Below are 26,494 nucleotides of genomic sequence, written 5' to 3' on the forward strand. Positions count from 1 at the left end.
TCATGCTCCTTCCGCGGGCGCCTGCACGGTGCGACGCTCGATGCGCTTCTCGATGCCGGGGCCGACCTCGACGACGCGGTGCACATAGATGCCGGGCAGGTGCACGGCATCCGGGTCGATCCGGCCGGGTTCGACCAGCTCTTCCACCTGCGCGATGCAGACCCGTCCGGCCATGGCGGCGAGCGGGTTGAAGTTGCGGGCGGCCTTGTTGAACACGAGGTTGCCGTGTCGGTCGCCGCGCAGCGCGTGCACCAGCGCATAGTCGGCGACGATGCCCTCTTCGAGCACGTAGTCGCGCTCGACGCCGCCCACGGTGAAGCTGCGGGTCTCTTTCGGCGGGGATGCCACGGCCACGCCCCCGGATCCGTCGTAGCGACGCGGCAGCCCGCCCTCGGCGACCTGGGTGCCCACGCCGGTCGGAGTGAAGAACGCGGCGATCCCGGCGCCGCCCGCCCGCAGCTTCTCGGCCAGGGTGCCCTGCGGGGTCAGTTCGAGCTCGAGGTCGCCTTCGAGGAACTGCCGCTCGAACTCCTTGTTCTCGCCGACGTACGACGAGGTCATCTTGCGGATGCGGCGGGCGCCCAGCAGCAGCCCCAGCCCCCAGTCGTCGACGCCGCAGTTGTTCGAGATGATCGACAGGTCGCTCGTGCCCTGTGCCAGCAACGCCTCGATGAGCGCCATCGGGTTGCCGCTCAGGCCGAACCCGCCCACGGCGATCGTCGCGCCGTCCGGGATGTCTGCCACCGCCTGCGCGGCGGATGCCACCTGCTTGTCGATCACGCGGACCTCCTTCGTCCCGCGCCCTCGTCGGCGCGTCCCTTTCAGCATGCGCCTGCGCACGCCGGTACGCACGATCCCGTTTGCGATGTGGATGAACCCGGTCGTAGTGTTCATATCGTGGACAGCAGGGCATCGGTGCCGGGAGCGCAGGCGATCGCGCGCGCGGCCGCCCTGCTGCGCCTGGTGACCGCATCCGGATCGGACGGGGTCACCGTGAGCGAGCTCGCCCGAACCGCCGAACTCACCCGCCCCACGACGCATCGGCTGCTGAGCGCGCTGCGGCACGAGGGGCTGGTCGACCAGGACGAGCGGACCGGATTGTGGATGCCCGGTCCCGAGCTCTTCTTGATGGGCAACGTCGCGGCGGCCCGATACGACATCACCGAGATCGCCCGCGACATCGTGCGATCGCTGGCGGTGCGCACCGAAGAGAGCGCGTTCTTGTCGGTGCGCCGGGGCGATGAGACCGTGTGCCTGGTCCACGAGGAGGGGAGCTTCCCGATCCGGTCGTTCGTGCTGCACGAGGGGTCCCGGTTTCCGCTGGGCGTCGCGTCGGCAGGACTGGCGATCCTAGCCTTTCTGTCGCCCCACGATGTGGACGCCTATTTCGAGCGGCATCCGGAGCTGCCCGATCGCTACGGCGAGGCGCACAGCGAGCGGCGGTTGCGCCGGCGCCTGGGCGAGACGACCGAGCGCGGCTATTCGCTCAACCCGGGTCTGATCGTCGAGGGCAGCTACGGCATCGGCGCGGCGGTGTTCACCCGCGAGGGCCACCCGCAGTGGGCGCTGAGCCTGAACGGCGTGGAGTTCCGGTTCGGCCCCGACCGCCTGCCCGAGCTGGGGCGCACGCTGCTCGCGCACGCGCACCAGCTCACCTCGCGGATCGCGTCCGCGCGGCGCTGACGCGGCCTGTGGTCGATGCTCATGGCACCCGATCCGGCCGGGCACCGACGCTCCCCGGTGCCGGGCCGGTCCGGGCCGCGCCGTCAGCTCTCGCGCGGGTTCTCGGCCTCGTCCACCGCGGCGGTGATCATCGGTGCGATCGCGTCGGCACCGGCCGGTGACATCACGATCGTGTAGTGGTTGAAGCCGTCGAGGTGGGTGTGGCGGATGCCGGGATGCTGCGCCAGCACGCGCTCACGGTGTGCGGGCGGGTACAGGCCGGGCGTCTCGTCCTGCAGACCGCGCGGCACCGTGACCAGCCGGGTGGGATGCCGCAGCCGGCTCAGGGCGTCGGGCAACGCGGTGCCGGTGTTCATGTCGACGGTGTCGTCGACGACCGTGGCGTACGCGGTCGCAGGCCGGTACATCCCGTCACCGTCGTCGACGAGATCGTAGGCGAGGTAGTCCTCGAGCTCGTCCGTCCACGCGCCGCGGAAGGCGGGGTGCGCGCGCCAGAAGTCGAGGTAGGCGGCGACCGACGCGAACCGCATCGTCAACCGCTCGGCCGTCGGCCCGAGCACCAGGTGCACCACCTGCTCGGGGTCGAGGCCCGGTGGCACCGGCAGTGGCAACCCACCGTCGATCAGCACGAGGCGCGAGACCCGGTCGGGATGCCGGTCGGCCAGCACGACCGACACGAAGCCGCCCATCGAGTGCCCCACCACCACGGTGCGGTCGACGCCGAACGCGTCGAGCACGGCGGCCATATCGCCGGCGTGCGCGGCCATGCCGGCAGGACCGGCCACGGTGTTGCTGCGCCCACGGCCGCGCAGATCGGGGGCGATCAGGCGCACGCCGGGCAGCCGGTCGGCCAGAAACGGCCAGGCGCGGTGCGACGAGGTGACCCCGTGCACCAGCAGGGCGGTGGGGGCATCCGGCGCCGCGCCGTCCCAGACGCCCACGTGCAGCGCGCCGCCGGCGACCGGGACGTCGACCTCGCGGTGCGGGCGGCTCACCGGGCGGTCCATCCGCCGTCGATGGTGTACGAGGCGCCGGTGGTCATGCCCGAGTGCGGGCCGACCAGCCAGCCGACCAGCGAGGCCACCTCCTCGGGCTCGACGAGCCGCTTGACGGCGGTCTCGGTGAGCATGATCTTCTCGACCACCTCGGACTCGGGGATGCCGTGCACCGCCGCCTGGTCGGCGATCTGCTTTTCGACCAGTGGGGTACGCACATAGGCCGGGTTGACGCAGTTGCTGGTGACGCCGTGCTCGGCGCCTTCGAGCGCGGTGACCTTCGACAGCCCCTCGAGCGCGTGCTTGGCCGTCACGTACGCGGATTTGAAGGCGCTGGCCCGCAGCCCGTGCGCGCTGGAGATGTTGACGATGCGCCCCCAGCCCCGCGCGTACATTCCGGGTAGCACGGCGCGGATCAGCAGAAACGGCGCTTCGACCATGATCCGCTGGATGAGCCGGAACGCCTCGGGGTCGAACTCGACGATGGGGGCGACCCGCTGGATGCCGGCGTTGTTGACCAGGATGTCGGCATCCAGCCGCAGCTCGTCCAGCGCGCGGGTGTCGGAGAGATCGACCACCCACGCCTCACCTCCGAGATCGGATGCCGCGTCCTGCGCCGCCTGCTCGTTCAGATCGGCGATGACCACGTGCGCGCCGCGTGAGGCGAGTTCGCGCGCGCAGGCCAGCCCGATGCCGCTGGCTCCCCCGGTGATCACGGCGCGCTTGCCGTGCAGGTCCGATTCGGTCATGATCGTCCGCCTTCCTGTGTGGCCTCGCGCGGGGCGAGGGCGTTCCGGATGAATCGCATCATGTCGTCGAAGACGTCGTCGGGCAGTCGCTGCGGGCCCAGACCGTCCTCGTCGCGCTCCCACAGCAGAAACCGCATGCCGATCAGCTCACCCATTCCCATGAGCGCCCAGGCGGTGACGGCCGGGTCGAGCGCGGCGTCGATCTCGCCGGCCTGTTGGGCGCGGCGCAGCCCCGCTTCGTACCCCTCGACGATGCGGGTGTAGTGCAGCCGCAGCATCTCGGGCGAGACGAACTCGGCCTCGCGCACGATCCGGTACAGGGCGGGGTGTTCGGCCGTGAACCGGAAGAAGCCCGCGAACCCGGCCCGTTCGGCGTCGATGCGGGTGGCGGCGCCGGCCATGGCTTCGGCCATCGAGTGCCGCACGCGCTGGTTGAGGTCGACCACGAGCGACTCGAACACGGCCTGCTTGCTGTCGAAGTACAGGTAGAAGGTTCCCAAGCCTATGCCGGCGCGCTCGGTGATCTTCACGATGGATGCCTCGTGGTAACCCTGGTCGGCGAACACGTGCTCGGCGGCCTCGAGCAGGCGCCGTCGGGTGGCCTCGCCGCGCTTGGTGAGCGGGCGGCCGGTGACCTGCGACACGTTCAGCGACGTCTGCTCATCCTGCATCGACATTGGTCTCCTCTTCGATGAGCGTCCGGGCGCGGGCGCGCAGCCGGGAGCGGGCGAGCTTGTCGATCGCCGACCGTGGCAGCTCGTCGACCACGGCGATACGCACCGGCACCTTGTAGCCGGCCAGCCGGGAGCGGGCGTGCGCGACCAACTCGTCTTCTGAGCATGCCGCACCCGGGTGCAGCTCGACGAAGGCGACACCGCGTTCACCCCAGACCCGGTCGGGCACGCCGACGGCGACCGCCGCGCGCACCCGCGGGTGGGCGCACAGTGCCCGCTCGACCTCGGCGGGTGCGATGTTCTCGCCGCCCGAGATGTAGATGTCCTTGATGCGGTCGACGATCCGGTAGCGCCCGGTCCGGTCCAGGTGGGCGAGGTCGCCGGTGCGCAGCCAGGGTCCGGTGAACGCCCGGGCGGCCGCCTCGGGGTCGCCGAGGTACCCGGCGAACACGCTCGGCCCGCGCACCCAGAGCTCGCCGGTGCACTCGCCGTCCAGCGGCAGGCCGGTCGTCGGGTCGGCCAGGCAGACGTCGACGTGCGGGTAGGGGGCGCCGACGGTGCCGGCGGCGGCGGTGTCGCCGGGCACGACGGTGAGCACGTTCGGCCCGGCCTCGGTGAGCCCGTACCCGGCGAGCAGCCCGATGCCGCGCGCGGCCCAGCGTGCGCGCACGTCGTCGTCCAGTTCGGCGCCGCCGACCTGGGCGATGCGCAGTGACGACAGGTCGGTGGTGGCGAAGCGGGGGTCGTCGGCCAGCAGCCGGTACTGCGTCGGCACGCCCATCATGGCGGTCACACCGCGCTCGGCGATCAACTGCAGCACCCGATCGGGCTGGAACGAGCGTTCGAGCACCACGGTCGCGCCGGTCCACCACGCCAGCAGCGGCTGCACGTTCCAGGCGGCGACGTGGAACTGCGGCAGCGTGCACAGCACGACATCGGCGGCGGTCAGCTGCACGGCACCGGCAAGGGCGAGGTTGTTCCAGAAACAGTTCGCATGGGTGAGCATGACGCCCTTGGGCACGCCCTCGCTGCCGGAGGTGAAGATCACCAGGGCGACGTCGTCGTCGCGCACGGCCCGCGCCGCCGGCGCGGGTCCGAACCGCTCGGCACGCTCGGGCACGTGCGCCTCGACCCCGGCCACGCCCAACGGCACGGCGGGTGCGGGTCGTGGCATCCGTCGCAACGTGTCGGCGTGAAGGCCCGCGTAGTCGTCCTCGACCAGCAGCAGCACCGGGTCGGTGCGGGCGACGATGTCGGCGAGTTCGGCGGCTGCAAGCCGCCACGACAGCGGCACGAACGCGATGCCGGTGCGCGCACAGGCGAAGAACGCGACGACGTGGTCGATGGCGTTGCCCGAGAGCGTGGCGATGCGGTCGCCCGGGCCGTATCCGGCGTGGCGCAGCCGCTCGGCGAGCGTGCTCGCGCGCGCCTGGAGGCCCGCATAGTCGATGGTGACGCCGCGGTCGTCGATGGCGGTGCGCCCGGGGGCGCACGCGGCCCGGCCGAGAAGCCACCGACCGATCGTGTGCGGGCCGTCGCCGTGCCCGTCGACGACGTCGTTCATGCCCTCACCTCGGCCTCGGACTGGTCGGCCGCCTCGGCGTCGGCGAACGCCTGCGGCGCGCGCGTGCGGCGCCGCCCGATCCGCCCGTGCACCAGGGCGTCGACGGTGCCGGCGATCCCGCCGGGAACGAACATCACCACGATGATGAACAGTACGCCCAGCAGGAACAGCGGCTCGGACAGCGGGATGCGCAGCACGTCGGGCAGCCCTGCGATCGCGTCCGAGCGGGCGAGCACGGTCAGACGCTGGTCGAGCAGCGTGTAGACGACGCCGCCGACCACCGCGCCCCAGCGGAACCCGACCCCGCCCAGCACCACCATCACGAGGATGGTGATGGTCAGATCGGCCGAGATGGCGTGCGGCTGGGTGCCGCTTTGCAGCAGCAGGTAGGCGATGCCGGCGAGGGATGCCGCGACCGCCGCCGCGGTGAACACCACGAGCTTGGCCCGGTACGGGCTGAGCCCGAGTACGCGCACCCGCAACTCGTTCTCGCGCGCGGCGCGGGCCAGGTGCCCGAGCCGGGAGCGGTCGACCCACACCGCGATCAGGTAGGCGATCACGACCACGGCCAGGGCGAACCAGTAGAGGTTGCGGGTGTTGACCACCCCGACCAGCCAGTCGGGCACGTGCGCGGTGGCAAGGCTCAGGCCCTCCTCTCCCCCGGTCAGCTGTGCATTCCGGCGCACCAGCACCGAGGCGGCCTGCGCGAACGCCAGGGTGACCATGGCGAACGGGATGCCGTTCACGCGCAGGCTGACCGCGCCGGTGACTACGGCGATGACGAGCCCGCCGAGCACGGCCACGGCGATACCGGTCCACAGCGGCACCTGCATCGCCTGCAGCACGATGCCCAGGCCGTACGCCCCCGCGCCGAACGAGAGCGCGTGCCCGAACGAGAGCATCCCGGCGGTGCCCAGCAGCATGTTGTACGAGAGGGCGAGCGCGGCATAGACCATGCACAGCGACAGCAGCGCCAGGGTGCCGGGCGTGTACGTGGGACCGGGCAGGATGCCGGGGATCGAGATGTTCAGCAGCGGAAGCACGGCGAGCACGACCACGACGGCGACACCGACCAGGACGGGGGTCGCCGCGCGCAGGCGGCGGGTGCCGGCGGCGGCGTGGGGCCGGACGGGCACGGTCATGCGGTCCTCCCGAGAAGTCCCGACGGACGGATCAGTAGCACCACGGCCAGCAGCACGACGACGATGAAGTCACCGGTGCCGGCGAAGAAGAAGTTTGCGAACTGCTGCAGCACGGCCACCAGCACCGAGGCCAGTGCGGCGCCGGGCAGCGATCCCAGTCCGCCGATGATGGTGACGATGAACGCGAAGATCAACAGCGTCTGACCGAGACCGCTCGAGACGTAGCCGGCCCACTGCGCGGCGAGCACACCGCCGATGCCGGCGGCGGCTCCCCCGATGGCGAACACGAGGGTGAACGACCGGCGCACGTCGATGCCGAGGGCGGTCACCATGGCCCGGTTCTCTACACCGGCGCGGATGATGATGCCGTACCGGGTGCGCCGGAGGAACAGCACCAGCAGTGCCAGCACGACCACGGCGGCGACCATGAGCAGCCAGTACACGTTCGGCACCTTCGCCCCCAGCACGGTGGTCGTCGCGCGCAGCCAGGCCGGCCCCGACACGTAGACCGGGTCGGTGCCCCAGATGCCGTCGAACAGGGCGACCGCCGCGAACGAGAGTCCGACCGTGACGAGCACCTGCTCGATGTGCCGTTCGTACAGCGGCCGGATGAGCGCGAGTTCGGTGAGCGCGGCGAACACCGCCCCGACCAGGGCTCCGACCAGCACCGAGGAGGCGAATCCGCCCCAGGTGGTGGCATCCATGCGACGCGCCACTTCCCACCCGACGAAGGCGCTCAGCGACAGGAACACACCGTGCGCGAAGTTCAGCACGTGCATGAGCCCGTAGATGAGGCTGAGCCCGCTGGAGATCAGAAAGTACAGCGCGCCCAGGCCGATGCCGGTCAGCAACGCGAGGACGAGGGTGCTCATGGCTGCGCCTTTCCGGCCGCGTCCGCGACGACGGCGGGCGCGGGTCCGTCGGTGTGCACGCCCAACAGGCGCCGGGTCAGCTCGGGGTCGTCGAGGATCTCGGCGGCGCCGGCGGTGTGGACGACCCGGCCGGCGGCGATCACCACGGCGCGGTCGGCCAGCCGCCGCACCACCTGCAGGTTCTGTTCGACGAGCACGATGGGCACGGTGTGTGCGGCGCGTTCCAGGGCCGCGGCCACCTCGTCGACGACTTTGGGTGCCAGCCCCTTGGTGGGCTCGTCGACCAACAGCACCCGGTTGTCGTTGATCAGCGCCCGGGCGATCGAGACCATCTGCTGCTGGCCGCCCGACAGCGTCCCGGCGCGCTGCTGCGCGCGTCGGGTCAGGTCGGGGAACAGCTCGGCGACCAGTTCGCGCCGGGGCGCGCGGGTGCGTTCGGCGAGCGCGAGGTTCTCGGCCACGGTCAGCCCGGCGAACACCTCACGGTCTTCGGGCACGTAGCCGACACCACGCTGCACGATGCGGTGGGTGAGCAGCCGGTCGATGCGTTCGCCCCCAAGACGCACCTCGCCGCGGCGGCCGATCAGCCCCATGATCGCGCGCAGGGTGGAGGTCTTGCCGACGCCGTTGCGGCCGAGCACGGCGGTGATGCCGCGCGCGGGCACGTCGAACGACACGTCTTCGACGACCTGCTGTCCGGCGATCCAGGCACGCAGGCCCCGCACCTGCAGGATCGGTGCCTCATCGCTCATGCGGCGCTCCCCAGGTACGCGCTCTGCACGAGCGGATCGGCCATGATCTTCGCGGGAGTGTCGAACGCGATGATCGAGCCGGCCGACATCACGGCGACCTTGTGCACCAGCCCCATCAGCACGTCGATGTGGTGCTCGACCATGAGCACGGTGCAGCCGGTGGCCGCATGCAGGCGACGGATGCTGTCGACCAGGCCCGCCACGTCACCCGAGCCCACGCCGGCCATCGGCTCGTCGAGCAGGATGAGGCGTGCGCGACCGGCCAGCAGCACCGCGATTTCGAGCTTGCGCTTGTCGCCGTGCGAGATGTCGCCGGCACGTGCGTCGGCGCGGTGCGAGAGCCCGACCGCCTGCAGCTTCTCGTGCGCGATGACGGTCGCCTCGTCGCCGGCCCGCGGAAATCGCAGCAGCGAGTAGCTGCCGCCGAGCGCCGCCTGGGCCGCGAGTCGGACGTTCTCGATCACGCTCAGTGCCGGGAACAGACTCGAGGTCTGAAAGGTGCGCCCCAGCCCCGCCCGCGCGCGCCGGGCGATCGTGGCCCGTGTGATGTCGGCACCGTCCATCTCGATGCTGCCGGCGGTGGGCCGGACCACACCCGAGACGGCGTTGAACAGCGTCGTCTTGCCGGCGCCGTTCGGGCCGATCACGCCGATCAGAGCACCGGGCTCGACGTCGAGGTCGACGTCGTGCAGGATGCCGATGCCGCCGATCTGCAGGCCGAGGCCGCGGATGCGCAGGGCGGGCGGGACGGGTGCGGTCATGCTATTTGCCCGCCTCGGCCGGAGCGACCTCGTCGGCCGGCACCGCGACGACCAGCTCGGGCACGAACGAGCCGTCCTTGGCGACCAGCTTGGCCTGGTACATCTCCTGGATCAGCGCGTGGTCCGAGGCCCGCACCGTGGTCGTGCCCTTGGGCCCGTCGAAGCTGAAGCCCTCGAGCGCTTTCACCATGGCATCCACGTCGCCCTTGCCCTCTTTGACGGCGTGGACGAGCATGATGGCCGCGTTGAAGCCGTCGGGGCTGAACAGGTCGGGCGTGCCGCCGGCGGCCTCGATCTTCTGGATCATCGCCGTGTTGACCTTGTCGTCGTTGGCGGTCGGGAAGTAGTGGCTGAGGAACTTGATCTTCTCGCTGGCCTCGCCGTAGGCGCCGAAGGTCGGCGAGTCGCCCAGGCCGGTGACCACCGGGATCGCCTCGAGCACGCCCTGCTGCGACAGCGCCTGCCACATCGCGCCGCTGGTGGCGCCGGCCCAGGCCACGAACACGAGGTCGGGCTTGGCCTGCAGGATCTGCTGGGCGAACGGGGTGAACTCGGTGGCATCCTCGGGCACCAGCACACTCTGGACCGTGGCACCCTTGCCGCCGAGGATCGCCTTGACGGCGGCGTCGTTGCCCTGGCCGAACGCGGTGTTCTGGGCGAAGACGGTGATCTTCTTGCCGTCCAGGTCATCGAGGAACGTTCCCGCGGTGGCGACGTCCTGCGCGCTCTGCCGGCCCGACCGGAACGTGTACTTGTTGACGCCGGTGAGGGTGTCGACGGCGGCGGGGCCCGAGATGAACAGCACCTCGTTCTGTGCCGCCTGCTCGGCCACGGCGAGGGCGCCGCCCGACGACGCGCTGCCGAGCAGGATCTTGGTCCCCTTGCCGATCAGGTCTTTCGCGGCGGTGACAGCGGTGTCGGGGTCCCCGGCGTCGTCGCGGTAGTCGATCTTCAGGGTCTGCCCGTCGACGGCCCCGGTGCCGTCGGTCGCGTAGTCAAGACCTGCTTTGAAAGCGTCGAGGTATTGCGTGCCGTACCCGGCGAGCGGGCCGGTCTCACTGGTGATCACGCCGACACTGATCTCACCGCCCGCCGAGGGGGCGGAGTCTGCGCCGGTGGGCGCACAGGCCGCGAGCGCAACGGCGGCCGTGGCCGTCAGCGCTGTGAGCAGCAGCTTCTTCTTCGTAACCCGCATGGTGGTGCCTTTCGCCGTCGGAAGGATTACCTGAGACCCGATTCAGGTATAGGGAATGCTACGGGTGCGGCATCCCGATGTCAACGTGCGCCGACGGGGCGTATCGCGACCGGCGTCGATAGATCACGGAGGTATATATCTTGGGTATATACTTTCCGGGTGCCCCGCTCCGAAGACCTCGCTGAGATCGTCACCGCCGCACACACTCTCACCCGACTGGCGGCGCTCGAGACGCACAACGACGCCCCCGCAGCCCAGTGGCGCGCGCTGAGCGTTCTCGTCTCGGACGGCCCGCTGCGTGTCGGCGAGTTGGCGGCGGCGAGCCGCACCACGCAACCGGGGATGACCCGGCTGGTGGGTCAGCTCGTCGCGGCGGGGCTGGTGAGCCGCCAGAGCGATCCGGGCGATTCGCGCGCCACCGTCGTGAGCGTCACCGAAGCAGGGCGGGTCGCCCTCGCCGGGTGGCGTCAGGAATTGCGCGACGCGCTCATGCCGCTGTTCGCCGATCTCGACGACGACGACTGGGCGGCACTGTCGCGTGTGGCGCACATCCTGACCTCGCGCACCTCCTCTTCCCCGTCCACCCCCCGTTCGCAAGGAGTCACTCGATGACATCAGCTTCCGCATCCGGATCGATCTGGCGTCAGCCGCCGCAGGTCTGGGCCGTCGCCTTCGCCTGTGTGGTCGCCTTCATGGGGATCGGTCTGGTCGACCCGATCCTGCCGACGATCGCCGAGTCGCTGGAGGCCGATGCGGTGCAGACCGAGCTGCTGTTCACCAGCTATCTGCTGGTGACCGGCGTGGCGATGCTCATCACCAGCTGGATCTCCAGCCGCATCGGGGCGAAGGCGACGCTGCTGGCCGGTCTCGGGCTGATCGTGGCGTTCTCGCTGTTGTGCGCGCTCAGCGGCAGCGTCGACGCGATCATCGGCTTCCGCGCCGGGTGGGGCCTGGGCAACGCGCTGTTCATCTCGACCGCGCTGGCCACGATCGTCGGTGCCGCCGCGGGCGGCAGCGAGGCGGCGATCGTGCTGTACGAGGCGGCGCTGGGCATCGGCATCGCGATCGGCCCGCTGCTGGGCGGGCTGCTCGGCGAGATGAGCTGGCGCGGTCCGTTCTTCGGCGTCGTGGCGCTCATGGCGATCGCGTTCATCGCGGTACTGGTGCTGCTCCGAGGCCCGGGCGAGAAGCGTCAGCCGGTGCCGCTGTCGGCGCCGTTCCGCGCGCTGCGCATCCCGGCGCTGGCGGTCCTCGCGGTGGCGGCCCTGTTCTACAACATCGGGTTCTTCGTGCTGCTCGCGTTCTCACCGTTCCCGCTGGGGTTCACGGCGATGGGCATCGGTCTCACCTTCTTCGGATGGGGCGTGGCGCTGGCGATCACGAGCGTGTGGGTGGCACCGCTGCTGCTGCGACGGATGGCACGGACCACCGTCATCCTGATCGTGCTGCCGCTGCTGGCGATCGATCTGATCGTGGCGGGCCTGCTGGTGGCCTCGGCGACGGCGCTCGTGGTCTGCATCATCGTCGGCGGGCTGCTGCTGGGCGTCATGAACACCGTGCTCACCGAGGCCGTGATGGAGGCGACCGACCTGCCCCGGTCGGTGGCGTCGTCGGCGTACTCGGCGGTGCGGTTCATCGGCGGTGCGGTGGCGCCGCCGATCGCCGCCGCACTCTGGCACGCGTTCGACGCCACCGTGCCGTACCTGTTCGCGGCACTGTCGGTGCTGATCGCGACGCTCGCGGTGGCGCTCGGGCGCCGGGTGCTGGCACGCATCGACGTTCACCGGGCGGATGCCGCCGAAGAAGGTGCCGCGGTGCTCATCGGCGACGCCGCCTGACGGGGCCCGACCGAGCCGGCGGCTCACGTGGACAACGGGGTCCACGTGGCCGTCTTCTCTTCGGGCGTATCGTGTCGCCACGCGGAGTCCGCCCCGATGCACAGCGCCGCGTTCAGCCCTGAGCGCAGGAACGATGATGCCCGGCCACATCCCTTCGAACCACCCATCACGATTGATGTCGCACGTCACGAGTAGAACGAGAAGGACCATGATGAACCGGTATCTGTACGGGCGGGCCTGGAACCACAAGCGGCTTGTGCTGGGCGGGCTGATATCAGAAGACGAGGCTCGTCAGCGTTACGCGGACGGCAGCGAAGACGACTGGTTCACTGTCGGCGCATATGCAGATGGCGTGCCAGATGATGGTGTCCCGGAGTTCACGCTTGAGGTAGCGCCGAAGGGTGTCTTTGCCCGCACATCCTTCTACGACCAGATCTACCGCGCGAGGCATAGCTTCACTTTTCGGCAGCAGGAGAACGCTGATGCGCTGTTCCTGGTGGAGATCACGGACTGGACATACGCGGATGACGATGTCTACGTTCCCCGCAACAAATGCCTCGTGATGACGAACTATCGGTATCGGCCGGACGGGACGATGCACTGGTATCGCTCCCACAAGGTAGCCAACCGGATTGAAGAAGCCGACTACCGCGATATCGACGTCAGCACCCATTGGGAGCCCGTGCCGGAGTTCGGCCAGTGGGAATCGATCGCGCGGTTCAATCGCGAGAAATAGACCCCTCACCCGTCGAGCTCATCGATGGCGCCGCACCCGCCCATCAGCGGCGGCGCCGACCGGCCGTCGTGTGCGGCGCGGTGGCGGCCGCTTGACAGGAACGACACGAACGGCTTCCGCCAGCGGACACCGGGAACGACCATGCCCGGCCGCATCGTGACCGGGCATGTGTCCTACTGTGGTGCGCCCCCTGGGATTCGAACCCAGAACCCATTGATTAAGAGTCAATTGCTCTGCCGTTGAGCTAGAGGCGCTCGGCTCGCCCGAGGGGCGAACCGAGGATCAACATTAGCACTCCGGATGACGCATCGCGAAATCGTCCGGGCGTTGGCCGGTATCCTGGCCAGGTGACGTTCCCCGCGCCCGAGACACCCGCCGCAGCCGCACACACCGGCGGCGCGGCGCCGGGGCTGGAGGCCGACCTGGCACTGGCGCTGCGGCTCGCGGATGCGGCGGACGAGGCATCCATGCGCCGCTTCGACGCCCCCGACCTGCAGGTGCGTCTGAAGGCCGATGCCACGCACGTCACCGAAGCCGATCTGGCCACCGAGCGGGCGATCCGCGACATCCTGAACACCGAACGTCCGGACGACGGCGTGTTCGGCGAGGAGTTCGGTCAGGTCGGGTCGGGCGCGCGTCAGTGGATCATCGATCCCATCGACGGCACGGCGAACTACCTCAAAGGCATCCCGATGTGGACGACCCTGATCGCCCTGGCCGTCGACGGCGTGCCCCAGGTCGGCGTGGTCAGTCAGCCGGCGATCGGCAGACGTTGGTGGGCGGCGACCGGGCTCGGCGCCTGGACGAACGGGACCGACGGCGCCCGGCGGCTGCAGGTGTCGGCCGTCGACGAGATCGACCGGGCGAGCGTGAGCTTTCAGAGCATCGCGCAGTGGGACGAGGTCGGCCGCGCCGACGACCTGCTGCGCCTGAGCCGTGCGGTGTGGCGCGATCGCGGATACGGCGACGCCTGGCCGTACATGCTGCTGGCCGAGGGGCGCCTCGAGATGGTGGCCGAGTTCGACGTCAAGGAGTACGACATTGCCGCACACGTGCCGATCGTGCGCGAGGCCGGCGGCCGGTTCACCGACATCGACGGCGCCGACACGATCGCGACCCGCTCGTCGCTGGCCAGCAACGGCGTGTTGCACGAAGCGTTCCTGCGGCTCGTGCAGGGAGCACCGTGACCTGTATCCGCCCGATCCTGGCCACGGTGACGCTCGGCGCGGTGCTGCTTGTCGCCGGCTGCACCGGCGAGCCCGCCCCGACCGCCTCCCCCACGCTGCCGCTGGTGACACCGCAAAACCACGACGCCTCGCCGCGGCCGGATGCCTCCCCCACACCGGTCGGAGACCCGACCTGCGAGCGGATCATCCCGCAGACCACCGTCGACGCGTTCACCCAGGCCGGTTGGACCTCGCGTCAGGACCCGTTCTATGTCGGCAACATCGAGTTGGCCGGCGGCATCCAATGCACCTGGGGCGACGCCACCGTGGCCAGCGACCAGGTGCAGGTGTTCGGCTGGGCGCCGATCGACGCCGAGACCGCCGGCCAGGTCGAGAAGGAACTGCTGGACTCGGGCTGGAAGGAGTTCAGCGAGGACGGCGCCGTCTATCTCACCGCGACCGGCACCATGATCATGAATCCCGACGACGACGGCTACGGCATGACCTACCGCATCACCGACGGTCAGATCATCTTCGCCGACACCAAACAGGGGCTGCTGCTCATCCAGTGGCCTCCGCACTGAGCGGCACCGGACATCGTCTCTCTTCCATGGAACCCGACGCACGCCTGTTGCGTTAGTTCGTCGTGGTGGCGCCGGAACTGAACTTCACCCGCGCGGCAGAGAAGCTGCACATCACCCAGGGTGTTTTGTTCCCCACGTCTTGTTGAGGGCACCGCTTTGGACCGGAGGACGTTCGACGAATCGAGCAGTTCGATGGTGAGCTTCGCTTTCGTCCACTGGTTCACGTAGCCACCTGGGCTCGCTATTGCGAGGATGTCGGTGCCGCGCACCTGGACGTTGCCGCCGATGGTCCGGTAAGTGGACCAGATGACTTTCGAGCCGGCTATCGCCTGAGTGGCGCACGGGCTGACCCGTGTCCATGTCATGTTGGTTCTCCTTGATTCGGGGTTGAATGGAACGTGAAACGCCCACCTCATTGAGGGGGCGGGCGTTCAGGTCTTGGGTCGGGGGGTTACTCGTGCCGTTCCGGGCACTCCTGGACCGGGTATGCGGCGGGGTCGAGGGAGAGCACGTCGCCGGGATGGAGTACATGGTTGTTCGGCGGGCAGTAGAGGAAGTCCGCGTTGAGGGTCGCCACATTCGGGATGCAGAAGCGGGCCGAGATCGGCTGCTGTCCGTCGCCCGCGGCAACGGTGTAGGCGATGGGATCGCTGTTGCTGTCACGCGTCACCTCGCCGCGTGCGCCCTCCCGGGGTCCGCGGTCATAGACGCCGTTCTTCGTCGGGCGGCACTCGTCCGGTGCGTACGACGGCTCTGGCGTGGGCGACTCTACCGCCACGGCGGCGGCGTGCGCGGCGTGGGGCGGGGCGGCGGCGGTAGGCGTGTCCGCGGGCGATGAGGTGCATCCGGCGAGCGCCGCGGCCGCGAGCCAGGCGCCGGCGAGCAGTGTTGCGATCTTTGCTGTGCGGTTGACCATATTCGTAGATTACGGAGAGGGTCCGACAAGGGACAGTCCCCTGGTTACCAGTCCTCGGTCACCATGCCCATCTCAGGGCGGGGTGCGCGGCTGCCACGTGACCGGTTGCAGCGGCAGTGCGAGGGGCGGCAGTTCGAGCTGTCAAGCGCGAGGTGCGGGTGTGTCTCGATGGGCTTCGCGTGGTCGAGGTCGAGTGCGGCGGGGTCGTGCGCGGGCGCGTCGTAGTCGATGGGCTGCCCGCAGAGCCAGCAGGGGGCGTTGGTACGCGCCCACCAGTCGCGCAGCTGTTCGCGAAGGTCCGTGTATGCCCTGGTGTGTCTGGTGCCCACGTGCCCTCACCGGATCAGATCGTCTTCGTCGTTGAGTGGTGAGCATCGCCCGCAACCCCGCCCGGGCTGAAGGGCCAGCCACGGAACCACTCCGAGAAGGATCGTCGCGACCTGACCAATGAGGAGGTCGCGCAGCTCGCCGCCGCGGTGCGCGACCTCACCCGCGCCACGCTCGTCTACACGCTCGCCTACACCGGCGTCCGGTGGGGCGAATGCGTCGCTCTGCGCGTGCGCGACAGGAACCAGCTGAAGCGCCGCCTGCACGTACGCCGCAACGCCGTCGAGGTCGAGGGAAAGATCGAGCTCGGCGCGCCGAAATCGTGGGAGAAGCGCACCGTCCCCTACCCGGCGTTCCTCGACACGCTGCTCGACGCGCTCTGCAACGGCAAGGGACCAGACGACCTGATCTTTCCCAGTGACCTCGACGGGTACCAGCGTCGGCCGACGACGGCGGAGGACTCGACGTCCTGGTATCGGCTCGCGAGCACGCGCGCCGGCCTCGAACGGCTCACGCTGCACGACCTGCGGCACACGGCCGCATCGCTCGCGGTCGCGTCGGGCGCGCACGTGAAGGTCGTGCAGAAGATGCTCGGCCACGAGTCCGCGGCCATGACCCTCGACACGTACGCGGACCTGTTCGACGGGAATCTCGACGACATCGCCGAACGCATGGACACCCGCGGCGCCCAGTACGCGGCCACGGTCCTTGCGGCTGTCGGCGTCGCCGCGTGATCCCGAATGTGGGCAAAGTGTGGGCAGACGGCCCGCGCGCGCACTTCTCCCAGGAATGACGAAAGCCCCCCGATCCCAGTGTTTCCAAGGGGTCGAGGGGCTTCCTCCGAGCGACAGCGGCTGGTGGAGATGGGGGGAATCGAACCCCCGTCCATCGCTGAATCTCCACGCCTTCTCCGGGCGCAGTCTGTGCAGACGTTCTGCTCGGCCCCGACCTTTGTCACAGACACCCAAGTCGACAGGCCCAGTCTGGGAAGAGTCCCGCGCGACGTCCAGACGCCGTCACGCAGCAAGATTCCTAGATGACGCCAGGATCCGTGCCGGAATCACACACGGTCTGACGGACTATCGGGCTCGCTTAGGCAGCGAGGGCGAAGTCAGTGCGCTTTGCATTGGCACTTATTGTTGTGCAGGGAGCGTTCACGAGATAACCCTGCATCCTCGGCCCGCTTCTCGTGAATAGACAGGCGATGTCGAAACCGATCATCCCCGTGTCTGCTCCCGGTGGGTGTTCCGGGAAGCGGCCGCTGTCACACTGTGGAGTTGCCAGTCGGATGCCGCAGCATCCGAGCATCACAGCATACAACGCTTCGCCGACACCGGCCATTCCCGGCTCGCACTCGTCGGTGTCGGCGGGTCCGCGTAGGCTCCTCGTATGCCCGAGGTCACCATCACCGTGCGTGGCGAGCACGAGGTGCGCCGTGCTCCCGAAGAGGCCGTCGCGCACATCACCGTGGGCTGCGAAGGACCCGACCGCGGTGCCGTCGTCGAGCGCATCGCCGCCCTGGCCGCCCCCGTCCGCGACGATCTCGCGGCACGCCAGGACGCCGGCGGTCTCACCGACTGGTCGAGCCAGCGGGTCTCGGTGTGGACGGACCGCCCGTGGAATGCCGAGGGCAAGCTGCTCGCCCCCGTGCACCACGCGTCGGTCGAGTTCACCGCCACTTTCACGGATGTCGCCGCGCTGAGCTGGTGGCTCGGCGAGGTCGCGGCCCGCGACGGCGTGCAGGTCGGCGAAATCGACTGGCGTCTCACGCGCGAGACGCGCTCGACACTCGAGCGCGAGGCCGCCACGCACGCCGTGCACGTCGCGGTGGAACGCGCCACCGCGTACGCACAGGCCCTTGGAATGTCGCACATCACCCCGGTCGAGCTCTCGGACGCCAGCCTGCATGCACCGGCCATACCGCTCATGCGAATGGCCGCGGCACCCGCCGACGACCCCGGGCTCGCCCTGCAGCCCGATGACATCGTGGTCGCCGCCACGGTCGAAGCGAGGTTCACCGCACGATGACCGGCACCACCGACGACATCACGGCCCGCCCCGGCATCGCCGACAGGCTGAGCCGCATGATCGCCCTGCCGACGGTCTCGGCCGAGCTCGATCAACGCGGCATGGCGCCGTTCGACGCGTTCATTACCCTCATCCGCGAGCTGTACCCGCTGGTGCACGAGCACCTCGAACTGACCCGGTACACCGACCTCGGACTGATGTTCCGCTGGAAGGGGCGGCGCGCCGCCGCGGACGGCCCGCTCGTGCTGATGGCGCACTTCGACGTCGTGCCGGTCGACGAGTCCGACCCGTGGACCCACCCGCCGTTCGAGGGCCGCATCGAAGGCGGCTGGGTGTACGGCCGCGGCACCCTCGACGACAAGGGCCCGCTCATCGTGATCCTCGAAGCCGTCGAGAACCTGCTCGCCGCCGGGTTCCGGCCCGCCCGCGACGTGTGCCTGTCGTTCGGCGGAAACGAAGAGACCTACGGTGCCGCGGCGCGCGAGATCGCCGCATCCTTCCGCGACCGGGGCGAGATCCCGTGGCTCGTGCTCGACGAGGGCGGGGCCGTCGTCGATGCACCCCTGCCGTTCGTGAGCGGCGAGGCGGCGATGATCGGCGTGGCCGAAAAGGGCGTGTTGACGCTGCGGCTGTCCACCCGCGGGGAAGGCGGGCACGCATCCGCCCCGCCGACGATGACCGCGGTGCGGCGCATCGCCCGGGCCGTGGACCGACTCGATGCGCGCACGTTCCGGCCGCGCACGCCGCAGGCGATAAGCCGGATGCTGGGCGCCTTCGCGTCGCGCGCGACCGGGCCGGCACGACCGCTGTACCGCGCCCTCGCGGCCGCGCCCTGGCTGGCGGGGCGGGTGTTCGCCCTGCTCGGCGGCGAGACCGCCGCGTTCGTACGCACCACCGTGGCCGCCACCATGGCCTCGGGGGGCACCGCGGCGAACGTGCTGCCCTCACAGGCGTCGGCGACCGTGAACCTGCGCATCGCGATCGGCGAGACCGTCGAGGCGACCGTGGCGCGGGTGCGCCGGCGCATCGCCGACCGCAGGGTCGAGATCACGGTGATCGAAGGCGATGACCCCTCACCGGAGTCCCCGGTCGACGGGCCCGCGTTCGCGGCGCTCGCGCGGGCGGTGCACACCGCGTATCCGGATGCCGATCCGGTGCCGTACATCATGATGCAGGCCAGCGATTCACGTCACTTCCACCGCTTCTCGCCGGCCGTGTACCGGTTCGCGCCGCTGCGGATGTCGGCCGCGCAGCGTGCAGGCATCCACGGTGTCGACGAGCGGGTCGAGATCACCTCTCTTCAGCAGGGCGAACGGTTCCACCGCGCCCTGATCCAGGGGCTAGAGTGATCGCACCCGAACCTCTGCAGTGATCGCCCCCGGACCCCGCCTGCGAAGGAGCACGCATGACGCGCGCCGACACGCCCACCCGCGTCTCGATCGGCACCCTCGCCGGTGTGGTCGGCTTCCTCGCGTTCGTGGAGTTCACCAGCGGTGTGCTGCAGGGCTACTACACACCCATGCTCACGAACATCGCCCGGCACCTGTCGATCCACGACGCCGACGTCAACTGGCTCGAAGGCACCCAGCTGATGCTGTCGGCGCTGGTGGTGCCGGCGTTCGCGAAGCTCGGCGACATGATCGGGCACAAGCGGATGCTGCTCATCTCGACGGCGGTGACGGCTGCGGCATCCTTCGTGCTGCCGTTCACCGCCTCGTTCGCGGTGTTCCTGGTCGGTTGGGCGTTGATGGGCTTCTACGTGGTGTGGCTGCCGCTGGAGATCGCGCTGATCTGGTCGCGCGCCCGCCGGCTGGAAGGCCGGTCCACCATCACCGCGCGCGCGTCGGGGTTCCTCGTCGCGGCGCTGGAATCGGGCGCGATCATCGGCGCGCTGGCCGGTGGCGCACTGGTGGACGTGCTGCCGCTGTGGATCGTGCTGCTGGTGCCGGCGGTGATGATCGTGATCTGCTTCTTCGTCGTGCTGTTCGGGGTGGCAGAGTCCCCCGAACCGACCGGCGGCCGGTTCGACACCGTCGGCGTCGTGCTCATCTCGCTCGCGCTGATCGCGTTCACCGGCGGGCTGAGCCTGCTGCGGCTGAACGGCCCGGGCGACGTCGTCTCGTGGCTGGTGGTCGCGCTCGGGGTCGTACTGGTGGTGCCGTTCGCGCTGTGGGAGCTGCGGCAGGATGATCCGCTCATCGACGTGCGGATGTTCCGCTCCCCCGCCCTGGGCCCGGTGTTCCTGACGGCGGGGCTGTTCGGCGTCAGCGTGCTGGGCGCCCAGGCGCCGCTGTCGACGTTCGCCCGCACCGACCCGGCCGTCTACGGGTACGGCCTGGGAACGAGCGGGTTCGCGACATCGCTGATCATCGGTGTCTACCTGATCGCGATGATCACCGGCGCCCTGCTCTACCCACTGGCATCCCGGCTCACGGCGCCACGGATCGCTTTGATCGTGGCGGCGCTGCTGGTCGGTGTCGGCTTTCTGATGTTCCTGCCGCTGCATGAGACCTACCTGCAGGTGATCGTGAACATGGTCGTCGTGGGCATCGGATCGGGTGCGCTGGTGGCCGCGCTGCCGGCGGCCGCGGCATCCGCCGCTGCGCACACGCAGACCGGGGTGGCGACCGGGCTGACCAACTCGGTCAAGACCGTGGGCGGTGCGATCGCATCGTGCGTGTTCGGCATCGCCCTGCTGCACGGCACGGCCGGCGCCGCGGCCGAGGGCACCGCCGGCTCGTTCGCGGGGTACGTCACGGTATGGGTGGTGTGCGGCGTGACGGCGCTGGCCGCGGCGGCACTGTTGCTGGTCGTGCCGAAGACGGCGTTCAGCGACCGGGCCATGCACCCGGTGACAGAGGTCGAACCGATCGCCTGAACCCGGCGCCGGCGCTATTCGCCCAGCCGGTTGCGGGTGCGCATGGCGCGCTCGGCCTCGCGGCGGTCCTGGCGCTCCCGCAGCGTCTGCCGCTTGTCGAACTCGCGCTTGCCCTTGGCGACCGCGATCTCGACCTTGGCGCGCCCGTCCGAGAAGTACAGCCGCAGCGGCACGAGCGTGTAGCCGCCGGCCGAGACGGCGTGCGAGAGCCGCACGATCTCTTCCTTGTGCAGCAGCAGCTTGCGCACGCGCTTGGCGGCGTGGTTGGTCCAGTTGCCCTGCAGGTACTGCGGGATGTTCACCGCGTCGAGGAACGCCTCGCCGTCCTTGATGTAGGCGTACCCGTCGGTCAGGTTCGCGCGGCCCTCGCGCAGCGACTTCACCTCGGTGCCGGTGAGCACCAGGCCCGCCTCATACGTCTTCTCGATGAGGTAGTCGTGGCGCGCGCGACGGTTGGTCGCGACGACCTTCTCGCCGCGTTCCCTGGGCATGATCGTTCCCCTGACGTGTCGTGTGATGCGATGACGGATGCTGCCGCCCGGCCCGCGGACGGCAGCCCATCAGCATACCGCAGCCGCGGCATACGGCCCTGCGGTATCACGCAGCTCTGCGTGCCCGACTGCTATTGCGATGCGATCCACCATGTCGTCCCGGAGGGGTCTCGCACCCCGCCGCGCAGGTCGTCGTCGTCGCTTTTCCTCTCCGGTTCCTGCACGATCGTCGCCCCGGCAGCAAGCGCCCGGTCGATGACGGCCACCGGGTCGGGCACATAGAGATGGATGTGCGGCGTGACCGACTGGGCAGAGGTGGCGCCGCCGCCGATCATCAGGATGCTGTCGTCGATCAGGACCTCTGCGTGCTTCAGTGATCCGTCGGGACGATCGAATCGCCGTTGCACAACCCCGCCGAAGGCTTCTTCCACGAAGGCGATCAACGCCGTCCCGTCGCCACAGATCAGATACGGGCTCATCGACGGGTAGTTCTCCGGTTTGAAATCCATCGTCCCCCTCCTACGAGCACGATATGGCTGCGCGCGTGGAAAGGAAAGACCTCTCGCCTCCCTTGTGATCGCCGCAGACGATGGCAGCCTCGACAGGGGGACGCGTCTGGAGTCGACGGGCCCCCGGTCTACGCGCGCAACCAGCGGCGGATGGCGAACCCGGCCGAGATCGCGGCGAGCACGACACCGATGCCGATCAGGATCGGGATCACATAGGCGACGTCGCGCATACCCACCCAGGTCGTGATGAAGTCGATCCGTTCGCGCAGGTACCCGTGCACGCCGAACTGCACGCCGGCCCAGACGGCGACGCCCGCGAGGATCGAGCCAATGAGCGCGGCGAACACGCCCTCGAGGATGAACGGGGTCTGGATGAACCGGTTCGAGGCGCCGACCAGCCGCATGATCCGCAGTTCTTTCCGGCGCGCGTACGCCGACAATCGGATGGTGGTCGAGATCAGCAGCACGGCCGCCACGAGCATGAGGGCCGCGATGCCGACGGCGATGTAGGTGGCGACCGTCAGCGCCGAGAACAGCGGCTGCAGCAGCTCCATCTGGTCTTGCACGGTCTGCACCCCGGGCTCGCCGGCGAACGCCTCGGTGATCACCGCCGAGTTGGTGGGGTCGACGAGGTTGATGTAGAAGCTGCCACCGAACTGCGCGGGCGTGAGGATGTCTTTGTAGTCGTCGCCGAGCAGGTCGAGCGCGTTCTCGTATGCCTGCTTCGGGTCTTCGTACCGGATCTTGCTGATGAGCGGTTTCAGACCCGAGCCTTCGAGCCGGTCACGCACCGCCTCGATCTGCTTCTCGGTGGCCGCACCGTCCTGACAGGTCGCCTCACGGGCACCGTCCACGCACATCGACACCTGCACCTGGGCACGCCCCGTCCAGAAGTCGCGCATGGTGCCGATCTGCGCCTGCATGAGGATCGCGGCACCGACGAAGGTCAGCGACACGAACGTGACCAGCACGATCGAGATGACCATCGATGCGTTGCGACGAAGGCCGGTGAGTGCCTCGCCGATGATCAGTCCGGCCCTCATCGCGTGGGTCCCACCTCGTCGTCGCGCTCATCCAGTCCCAGCCGATCGGCCAGTCCCAGCTCGTCCAGCTGCACCTGGGGCACGCCCGGGCTCCCGGCGGCGGATGCCTCGGCCTCGGCCGCAGGTGCCGCCTGGCTCGGCGGCACGGCGGGCGCGGATGCCACAACGTCGGTGTCGGTCGCACCGGTGTCGACCTCCGAGGCGCCGGTGCCCGAGTCCTGCGTCTGTGCGCGGGCTGTGGCATCCGTCGCCCGCGATGCGTCACCCGTCGTCTGCGGTGCGGCATCGACGGTCTGCCGGTGCACTTCGAGCACGGCGGTCAGTGCCGCTACCGATGCCGCGCCGCGTTCGGGTCCGGGCGCGAGGCTCGGCAGGCTGGACGTGTCGCCGTACCCGCCATGGTGCTCGTCGCGCAGCATGCGTCCCTCGTGCAGTTCGATCACGCGGCGCTTCATCTGGTCGACGAACCCGGCCTCGTGCGTGGCCATGACGACGGTGGTGCCGGTGGCGTTGATGCGCGCCAGCAGTTGCATGATGTCGACCGAGGTGCCCGGGTCGAGGTTGCCGGTGGGTTCGTCGGCCAGCAGCACCTGCGGCCGGTTGACGATGGCGCGGGCGATGGCGACGCGCTGTTGCTCGCCGCCCGACAACTCGTGGGGCAGGCGCTTGCCTTTGCCGTCCAGGCCGACCAGCGCCAGCGCCTCGGGCACCGCCTGCCGGATGAACGCGCGTGAGGACCCGATCACCTGCAGCGCGAACGCCACGTTCTGGAAGACCGTCTTGGTCGGCAGCAGCCGGAAGTCCTGGAACACCGCCCCGATGTGCCGGCGGAAGTACGGCACCTTGCGCGAGGGCAGCGCCCGCAGGTCGCGCCCCAGCACGACGACACGCCCCTCGCTGGGTGTCTCTTCGCGCAGGATCATGCGCAGGCAGGTGGACTTTCCCGACCCCGACGGGCCGACGAGGAACACGAACTCCCCGCGCTGCACCTCGAAGTCCACGTTCTGCAGCGCGGGATTCGCGGTGCCGCGATACCGCTTGGTGACGTTCTCGAACCGGATCATGGCTCAACGAGCCTAAGCGGCGCGGTCACGATTGCCGGGAGCGACACCGCCGCGCCCGGGATCGTGTCAGTCGTCGTCGTCCTTGCGCTTGCGCCACCGGATGCCGGCCGCGATGAAGCCGTCGAGGTCGCCGTCGAACACGGTGGCGGGGTTGCCCACCTCGTACCCGGTGCGCAGGTCTTTCACGAGTTGCTGGCCGTAGAGGAAGTACGAGCGCATCTGGTCGCCCCAGCTGGCGGTGATGGTGCCCGCGAGCTCCTTCTTCTTGGCGGCCTCTTCTTCGCGCTTGAGCAGCAGCAGCCGCGTCTGCAGCACGCGCATCGCGGCGGCGCGGTTCTGGATCTGGCTCTTCTCGTTCTGCATCGACACGACGATGCCGGTCGGGATGTGGGTGATCCGCACCGCCGAGTCGGTGGTGTTGACCGACTGGCCGCCGGGCCCCGACGAGCGGAACACGTCGACGCGGATGTCGGTCTCGGGGACTTCGACCTCGACGGCCTCCTCCATCACCGGGATGACCTCGACGGCGGCGAAGCTGGTCTGCCGCTTGTCGGCGGCGCCGAACGGGCTGATGCGGGCGAGCCGGTGCGTGCCGGCCTCCACCGACAGCGTGCCGTACGCGTAGGGCGCGTCGATCTCGAAGGTCGCGGACTTGATGCCCGCCCCTTCGGCGTAGGAGGTGTCCATGACCTTCACCGGGTACTTGTGGCGCTCGGCCCAGCGCAGGTACATGCGCATGAGCATCTCGGCGAAGTCGGTGGCGTCGTCGCCGCCGGCGCCCGAGCGGATGGTGACCACGGCGGCGCGGTCGTCGTATTCGCCGTCGAGCAGGGTCTGCACCTCGAGCTGGCCGATGGCGTCCTGCAGGTCGCTCAGCTCGCGCCGGGCCTCGTCGGCCGAGTCCTGGTCGTCCATCTCGTTGGCGAGCTCGACCAGGACCTCGAGGTCGTCCAGGCGTCGTTCGATGTCGGTGACCCGTTTGAGCTCGGCCTGCCGGTGGCTCAGGCTGCTGGTGACCTTCTGCGCCTGCTCGGGGTCGTCCCACAGGTCGGGGGCACCGGCCTGTTCGCTGAGTCGGGCGATCTCGTCCTGCAGCCGCGGCACGTCCACCACCGCCTTGATGTCGGCGAAGGTGGTGCGCAGGGCCTGGATGTCGGTGGACAGATCGAGTTCGAGCATGACACTCCAGACTAACGTGGATGCGGTGACCGGCGATTCCTCCTCCCTGCGCGTCGGGAGTGTGCTGTGGCGCTTCGGGCCGATGATCTACGGACCGACCGTGCTGTTCTCGCTCGGCGAGGGCGCCGTCATCCCGCTGATCCCGGTGATCGCCTCGAAGCTCGGCGCCGGAGTCGCCGTGGCCGCTCTGGTCTCGTCGGCGCTGGTGGTCGGCCAGTTGTGCGGTAACCTGCCGGCCGGATGGGCGGTGGCGCGCATCGGCGAGCGGATCACCATGGCGATCGGCGGCACCGCCGCGATCCTCGCCGGTGTCGGGCTGATCGCCGCCCCCAATCTGGTGACGCTGACGATCGCCGTGTTCGTGCTCGGGTTCTGCGCGGCGGTGTTCGGGTTGGCACGCCACTCGTTCATGACCACCCGCATCCCGCTGGCTTTCCGGGCACGGGCGCTGTCGCTGCTGGGCGGGTCGTTCCGGCTCGGCGTGTTCGTCGGCCCGTTCATCGCCGCGGGGCTGCTCGGTGTGTTCGGCGACGAGCACTCGGCGATCTGGTTCGCCCTGGTGTGCCTGGTCGGCGTGGTGCTGCTGGTGCTGCTGGGCCCGGACCCCGAGAAGGATGCCGCGGCAGCGCTCGCACGCACGGCGTCCGAGACGGTGCCCGACGAAGACACCGGCGAGGTCATCACCGGCCCGGTGCGCACGGCGTCGCCGCCGACCGGGGTGTTCCGCACCATGTGGCGCAATCGTTCGGTGCTGGCCCGGCTCGGGGCAGCCGCTGCGGTGCTGTCGTCGGTGCGCTCGGCACGGCAGGTGGCGTTGCCGCTGTGGGGCGTGTCGATCGGGCTCGACGCGCAGACGATCGCGCTGGTCGTCGGCATCTCGGGCGCCCTCGACTTCGCGCTGTTCTACGCGTCGGGCCAGGTGATGGACCGGTTCGGCCGGCTGTGGGCGGCGCTCCCGGCGATGCTGCTGATGGGGGCCGGGTTCCTGGCCCTGTCGTTCACACACGGTTCATCACAGGCGGCCATGTGGTTCGCACTGTTCGCCGCGGTACTGGGCGTCGGCAACGGCCTGTCCAGTGGCATCCTGATGACCCTCGGTGCGGATCTGGCGCCGCAACGCGACCCGGCCGCGTTCCTGGGGTCGTGGCGCACGCTGACCGACGGCGGCGCGGCGGCCGCCCCGCTGCTGATCTCGGCGCTCACCGCCGTGTTCTCGCTGTCGGTCGCGACCGGGGCGATCGGGGTCATCGGCCTGCTCGGGGCGCTCGGGTTCCTGCGCTGGATCCCCCGCTACGTGCCGCACAGCTGAACGCCCGATCGCGCCGGGAGGCCAGGGACGGCCTCGCCG

The 26,494-nt window shown here is 69.7% G+C and carries 29 protein-coding genes, 1 tRNA gene and 1 other RNA gene; 11 read left to right on the top strand and 20 right to left on the bottom strand.

The window, feature by feature from the left end:
• Entirely contained in the window at positions 1 to 780 is a 780-nt protein-coding gene (locus tag H577_RS0101375; protein ID WP_029144428.1) for a CoA transferase subunit A, read from the bottom strand.
• Positions 781 to 897: 117 nt separating this feature from the next.
• On the opposite strand from H577_RS0101375, the gene H577_RS0101380 reads away from it, so the two are divergent.
• Positions 898 to 1,683, top strand: coding sequence for an IclR family transcriptional regulator (locus H577_RS0101380; protein WP_029144429.1), 786 nt, complete (start codon positions 898 to 900; stop codon positions 1,681 to 1,683).
• A gap of 83 nt (positions 1,684 to 1,766) precedes the next feature.
• On the opposite strand, the gene H577_RS0101385 is transcribed toward H577_RS0101380, so the two are convergent.
• Genes H577_RS0101385 through H577_RS0101425 form a run of 9 tightly spaced genes read right to left on the bottom strand, consistent with a single transcriptional unit; the run spans position 1,767 to position 10,387 of the window.
• Positions 1,767 to 2,678: an alpha/beta hydrolase gene (locus H577_RS0101385; RefSeq protein WP_342664738.1), complete on the bottom strand. Its 912-nt coding sequence runs from the start codon at positions 2,676 to 2,678 to the stop codon at positions 1,767 to 1,769.
• Positions 2,675 to 3,427: a 3-hydroxybutyrate dehydrogenase gene (locus tag H577_RS0101390; RefSeq protein WP_029144431.1), complete on the bottom strand. Its 753-nt coding sequence runs from the start codon at positions 3,425 to 3,427 to the stop codon at positions 2,675 to 2,677. Before H577_RS0101390 ends, H577_RS0101385 begins: the two co-directional genes overlap by 4 nt.
• Positions 3,424 to 4,104 carry a TetR/AcrR family transcriptional regulator gene (locus H577_RS0101395; protein ID WP_051191571.1) on the bottom strand — a complete coding sequence of 227 codons (681 nt, stop codon included), beginning with the start codon at positions 4,102 to 4,104 and terminating at the stop codon, positions 3,424 to 3,426. The genes H577_RS0101390 and H577_RS0101395 overlap by 4 nt, the downstream gene beginning before the upstream one ends.
• On the bottom strand, positions 4,088 to 5,665 hold the full coding sequence (locus H577_RS0101400; protein ID WP_029144433.1) for a class I adenylate-forming enzyme family protein: 1,578 nt from the start codon (positions 5,663 to 5,665) through the stop codon (positions 4,088 to 4,090). The genes H577_RS0101395 and H577_RS0101400 overlap by 17 nt, the downstream gene beginning before the upstream one ends.
• Entirely contained in the window at positions 5,662 to 6,807 is a 1,146-nt protein-coding gene (locus H577_RS0101405) for a branched-chain amino acid ABC transporter permease (protein WP_051191572.1), read from the bottom strand. The genes H577_RS0101400 and H577_RS0101405 overlap by 4 nt, the downstream gene beginning before the upstream one ends.
• Entirely contained in the window at positions 6,804 to 7,679 is an 876-nt protein-coding gene (locus H577_RS0101410; RefSeq protein ID WP_029144435.1) for a branched-chain amino acid ABC transporter permease, read from the bottom strand. Before H577_RS0101410 ends, H577_RS0101405 begins: the two co-directional genes overlap by 4 nt.
• Positions 7,676 to 8,431 carry an ABC transporter ATP-binding protein gene (locus tag H577_RS14680; protein ID WP_051191574.1) on the bottom strand — a complete coding sequence of 252 codons (756 nt, stop codon included), beginning with the start codon at positions 8,429 to 8,431 and terminating at the stop codon, positions 7,676 to 7,678. The genes H577_RS0101410 and H577_RS14680 overlap by 4 nt, the downstream gene beginning before the upstream one ends.
• Positions 8,428 to 9,192, bottom strand: a complete 765-nt coding sequence (locus tag H577_RS0101420) for an ABC transporter ATP-binding protein (protein WP_029144436.1) — start codon at positions 9,190 to 9,192, stop codon at positions 8,428 to 8,430. The genes H577_RS14680 and H577_RS0101420 overlap by 4 nt, the downstream gene beginning before the upstream one ends.
• Position 9,193: 1 nt before the next feature.
• A complete protein-coding gene (locus tag H577_RS0101425) occupies positions 9,194 to 10,387 on the bottom strand; it encodes a substrate-binding domain-containing protein (RefSeq protein ID WP_029144437.1) in 1,194 nt (397 codons plus the stop codon).
• Between the two features lie 159 nt (positions 10,388 to 10,546).
• Between H577_RS0101425 and H577_RS0101430 the strand changes: the two genes are divergently transcribed.
• The 3 genes from H577_RS0101430 (at position 10,547) to H577_RS0101440 (ending at position 12,961) form a co-directional block, all read left to right on the top strand.
• Positions 10,547 to 10,999: a MarR family winged helix-turn-helix transcriptional regulator gene (locus tag H577_RS0101430; protein ID WP_029144438.1), complete on the top strand. Its 453-nt coding sequence runs from the start codon at positions 10,547 to 10,549 to the stop codon at positions 10,997 to 10,999.
• Entirely contained in the window at positions 10,996 to 12,225 is a 1,230-nt protein-coding gene (locus H577_RS0101435; RefSeq protein WP_029144439.1) for an MFS transporter, read from the top strand. The genes H577_RS0101430 and H577_RS0101435 overlap by 4 nt, the downstream gene beginning before the upstream one ends.
• A 208-nt stretch (positions 12,226 to 12,433) precedes the next feature.
• Positions 12,434 to 12,961, top strand: coding sequence for a hypothetical protein (locus tag H577_RS0101440; RefSeq protein ID WP_036283259.1), 528 nt, complete (start codon positions 12,434 to 12,436; stop codon positions 12,959 to 12,961).
• Between the two features lie 179 nt (positions 12,962 to 13,140).
• On the opposite strand, the gene H577_RS0101450 is transcribed toward H577_RS0101440, so the two are convergent.
• Positions 13,141 to 13,215 (bottom strand) — tRNA-Lys (locus H577_RS0101450).
• 93 nt (positions 13,216 to 13,308) lie between these two features.
• Between H577_RS0101450 and H577_RS0101455 the strand changes: the two genes are divergently transcribed.
• On the top strand, positions 13,309 to 14,148 hold the full coding sequence (locus tag H577_RS0101455; protein ID WP_425411310.1) for an inositol monophosphatase family protein: 840 nt from the start codon (positions 13,309 to 13,311) through the stop codon (positions 14,146 to 14,148).
• Positions 14,145 to 14,711: a hypothetical protein gene (locus H577_RS0101460; RefSeq protein ID WP_051191576.1), complete on the top strand. Its 567-nt coding sequence runs from the start codon at positions 14,145 to 14,147 to the stop codon at positions 14,709 to 14,711. The genes H577_RS0101455 and H577_RS0101460 overlap by 4 nt, the downstream gene beginning before the upstream one ends.
• Here the strand turns inward: H577_RS0101460 and H577_RS17895 are convergent.
• The 3 genes from H577_RS17895 to H577_RS18250 all read right to left on the bottom strand — a co-directional run bounded on the left by H577_RS17895 (position 14,651) and on the right by H577_RS18250 (position 15,956).
• The gene (locus H577_RS17895; protein ID WP_211217873.1) at positions 14,651 to 15,076 is read right to left on the bottom strand and encodes a hypothetical protein; all 426 of its coding nucleotides are present in this window, start codon (positions 15,074 to 15,076) and stop codon (positions 14,651 to 14,653) included. The two genes, H577_RS0101460 and H577_RS17895, sit on opposite strands and share 61 nt — an antisense overlap.
• A gap of 86 nt (positions 15,077 to 15,162) precedes the next feature.
• Entirely contained in the window at positions 15,163 to 15,627 is a 465-nt protein-coding gene (locus H577_RS0101465; RefSeq protein WP_029144443.1) for a hypothetical protein, read from the bottom strand.
• A gap of 44 nt (positions 15,628 to 15,671) precedes the next feature.
• Positions 15,672 to 15,956, bottom strand: coding sequence for an HNH endonuclease (locus H577_RS18250; RefSeq protein ID WP_051191578.1), 285 nt, complete (start codon positions 15,954 to 15,956; stop codon positions 15,672 to 15,674).
• Between the two features lie 147 nt (positions 15,957 to 16,103).
• On the opposite strand from H577_RS18250, the gene H577_RS14690 reads away from it, so the two are divergent.
• The gene (locus tag H577_RS14690; RefSeq protein ID WP_051191580.1) at positions 16,104 to 16,688 is read left to right on the top strand and encodes a site-specific integrase; all 585 of its coding nucleotides are present in this window, start codon (positions 16,104 to 16,106) and stop codon (positions 16,686 to 16,688) included.
• A 121-nt stretch (positions 16,689 to 16,809) separates the two neighbouring features.
• Here H577_RS14690 and ssrA read toward each other — a convergent pair.
• Positions 16,810 to 17,179: a transfer-messenger RNA gene (ssrA, locus tag H577_RS17215) on the bottom strand.
• A 164-nt stretch (positions 17,180 to 17,343) separates the two neighbouring features.
• Here ssrA and H577_RS0101480 point away from each other — a divergent pair.
• The 3 genes from H577_RS0101480 to H577_RS0101490 are packed head-to-tail and all read left to right on the top strand — an operon-like array spanning position 17,344 to position 20,860.
• The gene (locus tag H577_RS0101480) at positions 17,344 to 17,982 is read left to right on the top strand and encodes an SIMPL domain-containing protein (RefSeq protein ID WP_029144444.1); all 639 of its coding nucleotides are present in this window, start codon (positions 17,344 to 17,346) and stop codon (positions 17,980 to 17,982) included.
• Positions 17,979 to 19,331: a M20/M25/M40 family metallo-hydrolase gene (locus tag H577_RS0101485; RefSeq protein ID WP_051191582.1), complete on the top strand. Its 1,353-nt coding sequence runs from the start codon at positions 17,979 to 17,981 to the stop codon at positions 19,329 to 19,331. Before H577_RS0101480 ends, H577_RS0101485 begins: the two co-directional genes overlap by 4 nt.
• A gap of 56 nt (positions 19,332 to 19,387) precedes the next feature.
• The gene (locus tag H577_RS0101490) at positions 19,388 to 20,860 is read left to right on the top strand and encodes an MFS transporter (RefSeq protein ID WP_029144446.1); all 1,473 of its coding nucleotides are present in this window, start codon (positions 19,388 to 19,390) and stop codon (positions 20,858 to 20,860) included.
• A gap of 14 nt (positions 20,861 to 20,874) precedes the next feature.
• On the opposite strand, the gene smpB is transcribed toward H577_RS0101490, so the two are convergent.
• From smpB to prfB, 5 genes are all read right to left on the bottom strand, one after another.
• Complete coding sequence (gene smpB, locus H577_RS0101495; RefSeq protein WP_029144447.1) at positions 20,875 to 21,351, bottom strand: SsrA-binding protein SmpB; 477 nt, start codon at positions 21,349 to 21,351, stop codon at positions 20,875 to 20,877.
• A 131-nt stretch (positions 21,352 to 21,482) separates the two neighbouring features.
• Positions 21,483 to 21,860: a VOC family protein gene (locus tag H577_RS0101500; RefSeq protein ID WP_029144448.1), complete on the bottom strand. Its 378-nt coding sequence runs from the start codon at positions 21,858 to 21,860 to the stop codon at positions 21,483 to 21,485.
• Between the two features lie 128 nt (positions 21,861 to 21,988).
• A complete protein-coding gene (gene ftsX / locus H577_RS0101505) occupies positions 21,989 to 22,903 on the bottom strand; it encodes a permease-like cell division protein FtsX (RefSeq protein WP_029144449.1) in 915 nt (304 codons plus the stop codon).
• On the bottom strand, positions 22,900 to 23,967 hold the full coding sequence (gene ftsE, locus H577_RS0101510) for a cell division ATP-binding protein FtsE (RefSeq protein ID WP_029144450.1): 1,068 nt from the start codon (positions 23,965 to 23,967) through the stop codon (positions 22,900 to 22,902). Before ftsE ends, ftsX begins: the two co-directional genes overlap by 4 nt.
• Before the next feature lie 66 nt (positions 23,968 to 24,033).
• Positions 24,034 to 25,146 (bottom strand): peptide chain release factor 2, encoded by a 1,113-nt coding sequence (gene prfB / locus H577_RS0101515; RefSeq protein WP_029144451.1) that lies wholly within the window; start codon positions 25,144 to 25,146, stop codon positions 24,034 to 24,036.
• 82 nt (positions 25,147 to 25,228) lie between these two features.
• On the opposite strand from prfB, the gene H577_RS0101520 reads away from it, so the two are divergent.
• Positions 25,229 to 26,455 carry an MFS transporter gene (locus H577_RS0101520; RefSeq protein WP_051191655.1) on the top strand — a complete coding sequence of 409 codons (1,227 nt, stop codon included), beginning with the start codon at positions 25,229 to 25,231 and terminating at the stop codon, positions 26,453 to 26,455.
• Positions 26,456 to 26,494 lie beyond the last annotated feature (39 nt).

Source organism: Microbacterium luticocti DSM 19459 (assembly GCF_000422405.1).
In the GTDB taxonomy this organism is placed as follows: Bacteria; Actinomycetota; Actinomycetes; order Actinomycetales; family Microbacteriaceae; genus Microbacterium; species Microbacterium luticocti.

What these genes read in the sequence shown, in the direction of transcription:
- H577_RS0101395 (WP_051191571.1), bottom strand. Translation starts at nt 4,104, where the DNA reads ATGTCGATGCAGGATGAGCAGACGTCGCTGAACGTGTCGCAGGTCACC.
- H577_RS0101400 (WP_029144433.1), bottom strand. Translation starts at nt 5,665, where the DNA reads ATGAACGACGTCGTCGACGGGCACGGCGACGGCCCGCACACGATCGGT.
- prfB (WP_029144451.1), bottom strand. Translation starts at nt 25,146, where the DNA reads ATGCTCGAACTCGATCTGTCCACCGACATCCAGGCCCTGCGCACCACC.
- H577_RS0101520 (WP_051191655.1), top strand. Translation starts at nt 25,229, where the DNA reads ATGATCTACGGACCGACCGTGCTGTTCTCGCTCGGCGAGGGCGCCGTC.
- H577_RS0101440 (WP_036283259.1), top strand. Translation starts at nt 12,434, where the DNA reads ATGATGAACCGGTATCTGTACGGGCGGGCCTGGAACCACAAGCGGCTT.
- H577_RS0101390 (WP_029144431.1), bottom strand. Translation starts at nt 3,427, where the DNA reads ATGACCGAATCGGACCTGCACGGCAAGCGCGCCGTGATCACCGGGGGA.
- H577_RS0101465 (WP_029144443.1), bottom strand. Translation starts at nt 15,627, where the DNA reads ATGGTCAACCGCACAGCAAAGATCGCAACACTGCTCGCCGGCGCCTGG.
- H577_RS17895 (WP_211217873.1), bottom strand. Translation starts at nt 15,076, where the DNA reads ATGACATGGACACGGGTCAGCCCGTGCGCCACTCAGGCGATAGCCGGC.
- H577_RS14680 (WP_051191574.1), bottom strand. Translation starts at nt 8,431, where the DNA reads ATGAGCGATGAGGCACCGATCCTGCAGGTGCGGGGCCTGCGTGCCTGG.
- smpB (WP_029144447.1), bottom strand. Translation starts at nt 21,351, where the DNA reads ATGCCCAGGGAACGCGGCGAGAAGGTCGTCGCGACCAACCGTCGCGCG.
- ftsE (WP_029144450.1), bottom strand. Translation starts at nt 23,967, where the DNA reads ATGATCCGGTTCGAGAACGTCACCAAGCGGTATCGCGGCACCGCGAAT.
- H577_RS0101490 (WP_029144446.1), top strand. Translation starts at nt 19,388, where the DNA reads ATGACGCGCGCCGACACGCCCACCCGCGTCTCGATCGGCACCCTCGCC.
- H577_RS0101435 (WP_029144439.1), top strand. Translation starts at nt 10,996, where the DNA reads ATGACATCAGCTTCCGCATCCGGATCGATCTGGCGTCAGCCGCCGCAG.
- H577_RS0101410 (WP_029144435.1), bottom strand. Translation starts at nt 7,679, where the DNA reads ATGAGCACCCTCGTCCTCGCGTTGCTGACCGGCATCGGCCTGGGCGCG.
- H577_RS0101420 (WP_029144436.1), bottom strand. Translation starts at nt 9,192, where the DNA reads ATGACCGCACCCGTCCCGCCCGCCCTGCGCATCCGCGGCCTCGGCCTG.
- H577_RS0101480 (WP_029144444.1), top strand. Translation starts at nt 17,344, where the DNA reads ATGCCCGAGGTCACCATCACCGTGCGTGGCGAGCACGAGGTGCGCCGT.
- H577_RS0101500 (WP_029144448.1), bottom strand. Translation starts at nt 21,860, where the DNA reads ATGGATTTCAAACCGGAGAACTACCCGTCGATGAGCCCGTATCTGATC.
- H577_RS0101405 (WP_051191572.1), bottom strand. Translation starts at nt 6,807, where the DNA reads ATGACCGTGCCCGTCCGGCCCCACGCCGCCGCCGGCACCCGCCGCCTG.
- H577_RS0101425 (WP_029144437.1), bottom strand. Translation starts at nt 10,387, where the DNA reads ATGCGGGTTACGAAGAAGAAGCTGCTGCTCACAGCGCTGACGGCCACG.
- ftsX (WP_029144449.1), bottom strand. Translation starts at nt 22,903, where the DNA reads ATGAGGGCCGGACTGATCATCGGCGAGGCACTCACCGGCCTTCGTCGC.
- H577_RS0101485 (WP_051191582.1), top strand. Translation starts at nt 17,979, where the DNA reads ATGACCGGCACCACCGACGACATCACGGCCCGCCCCGGCATCGCCGAC.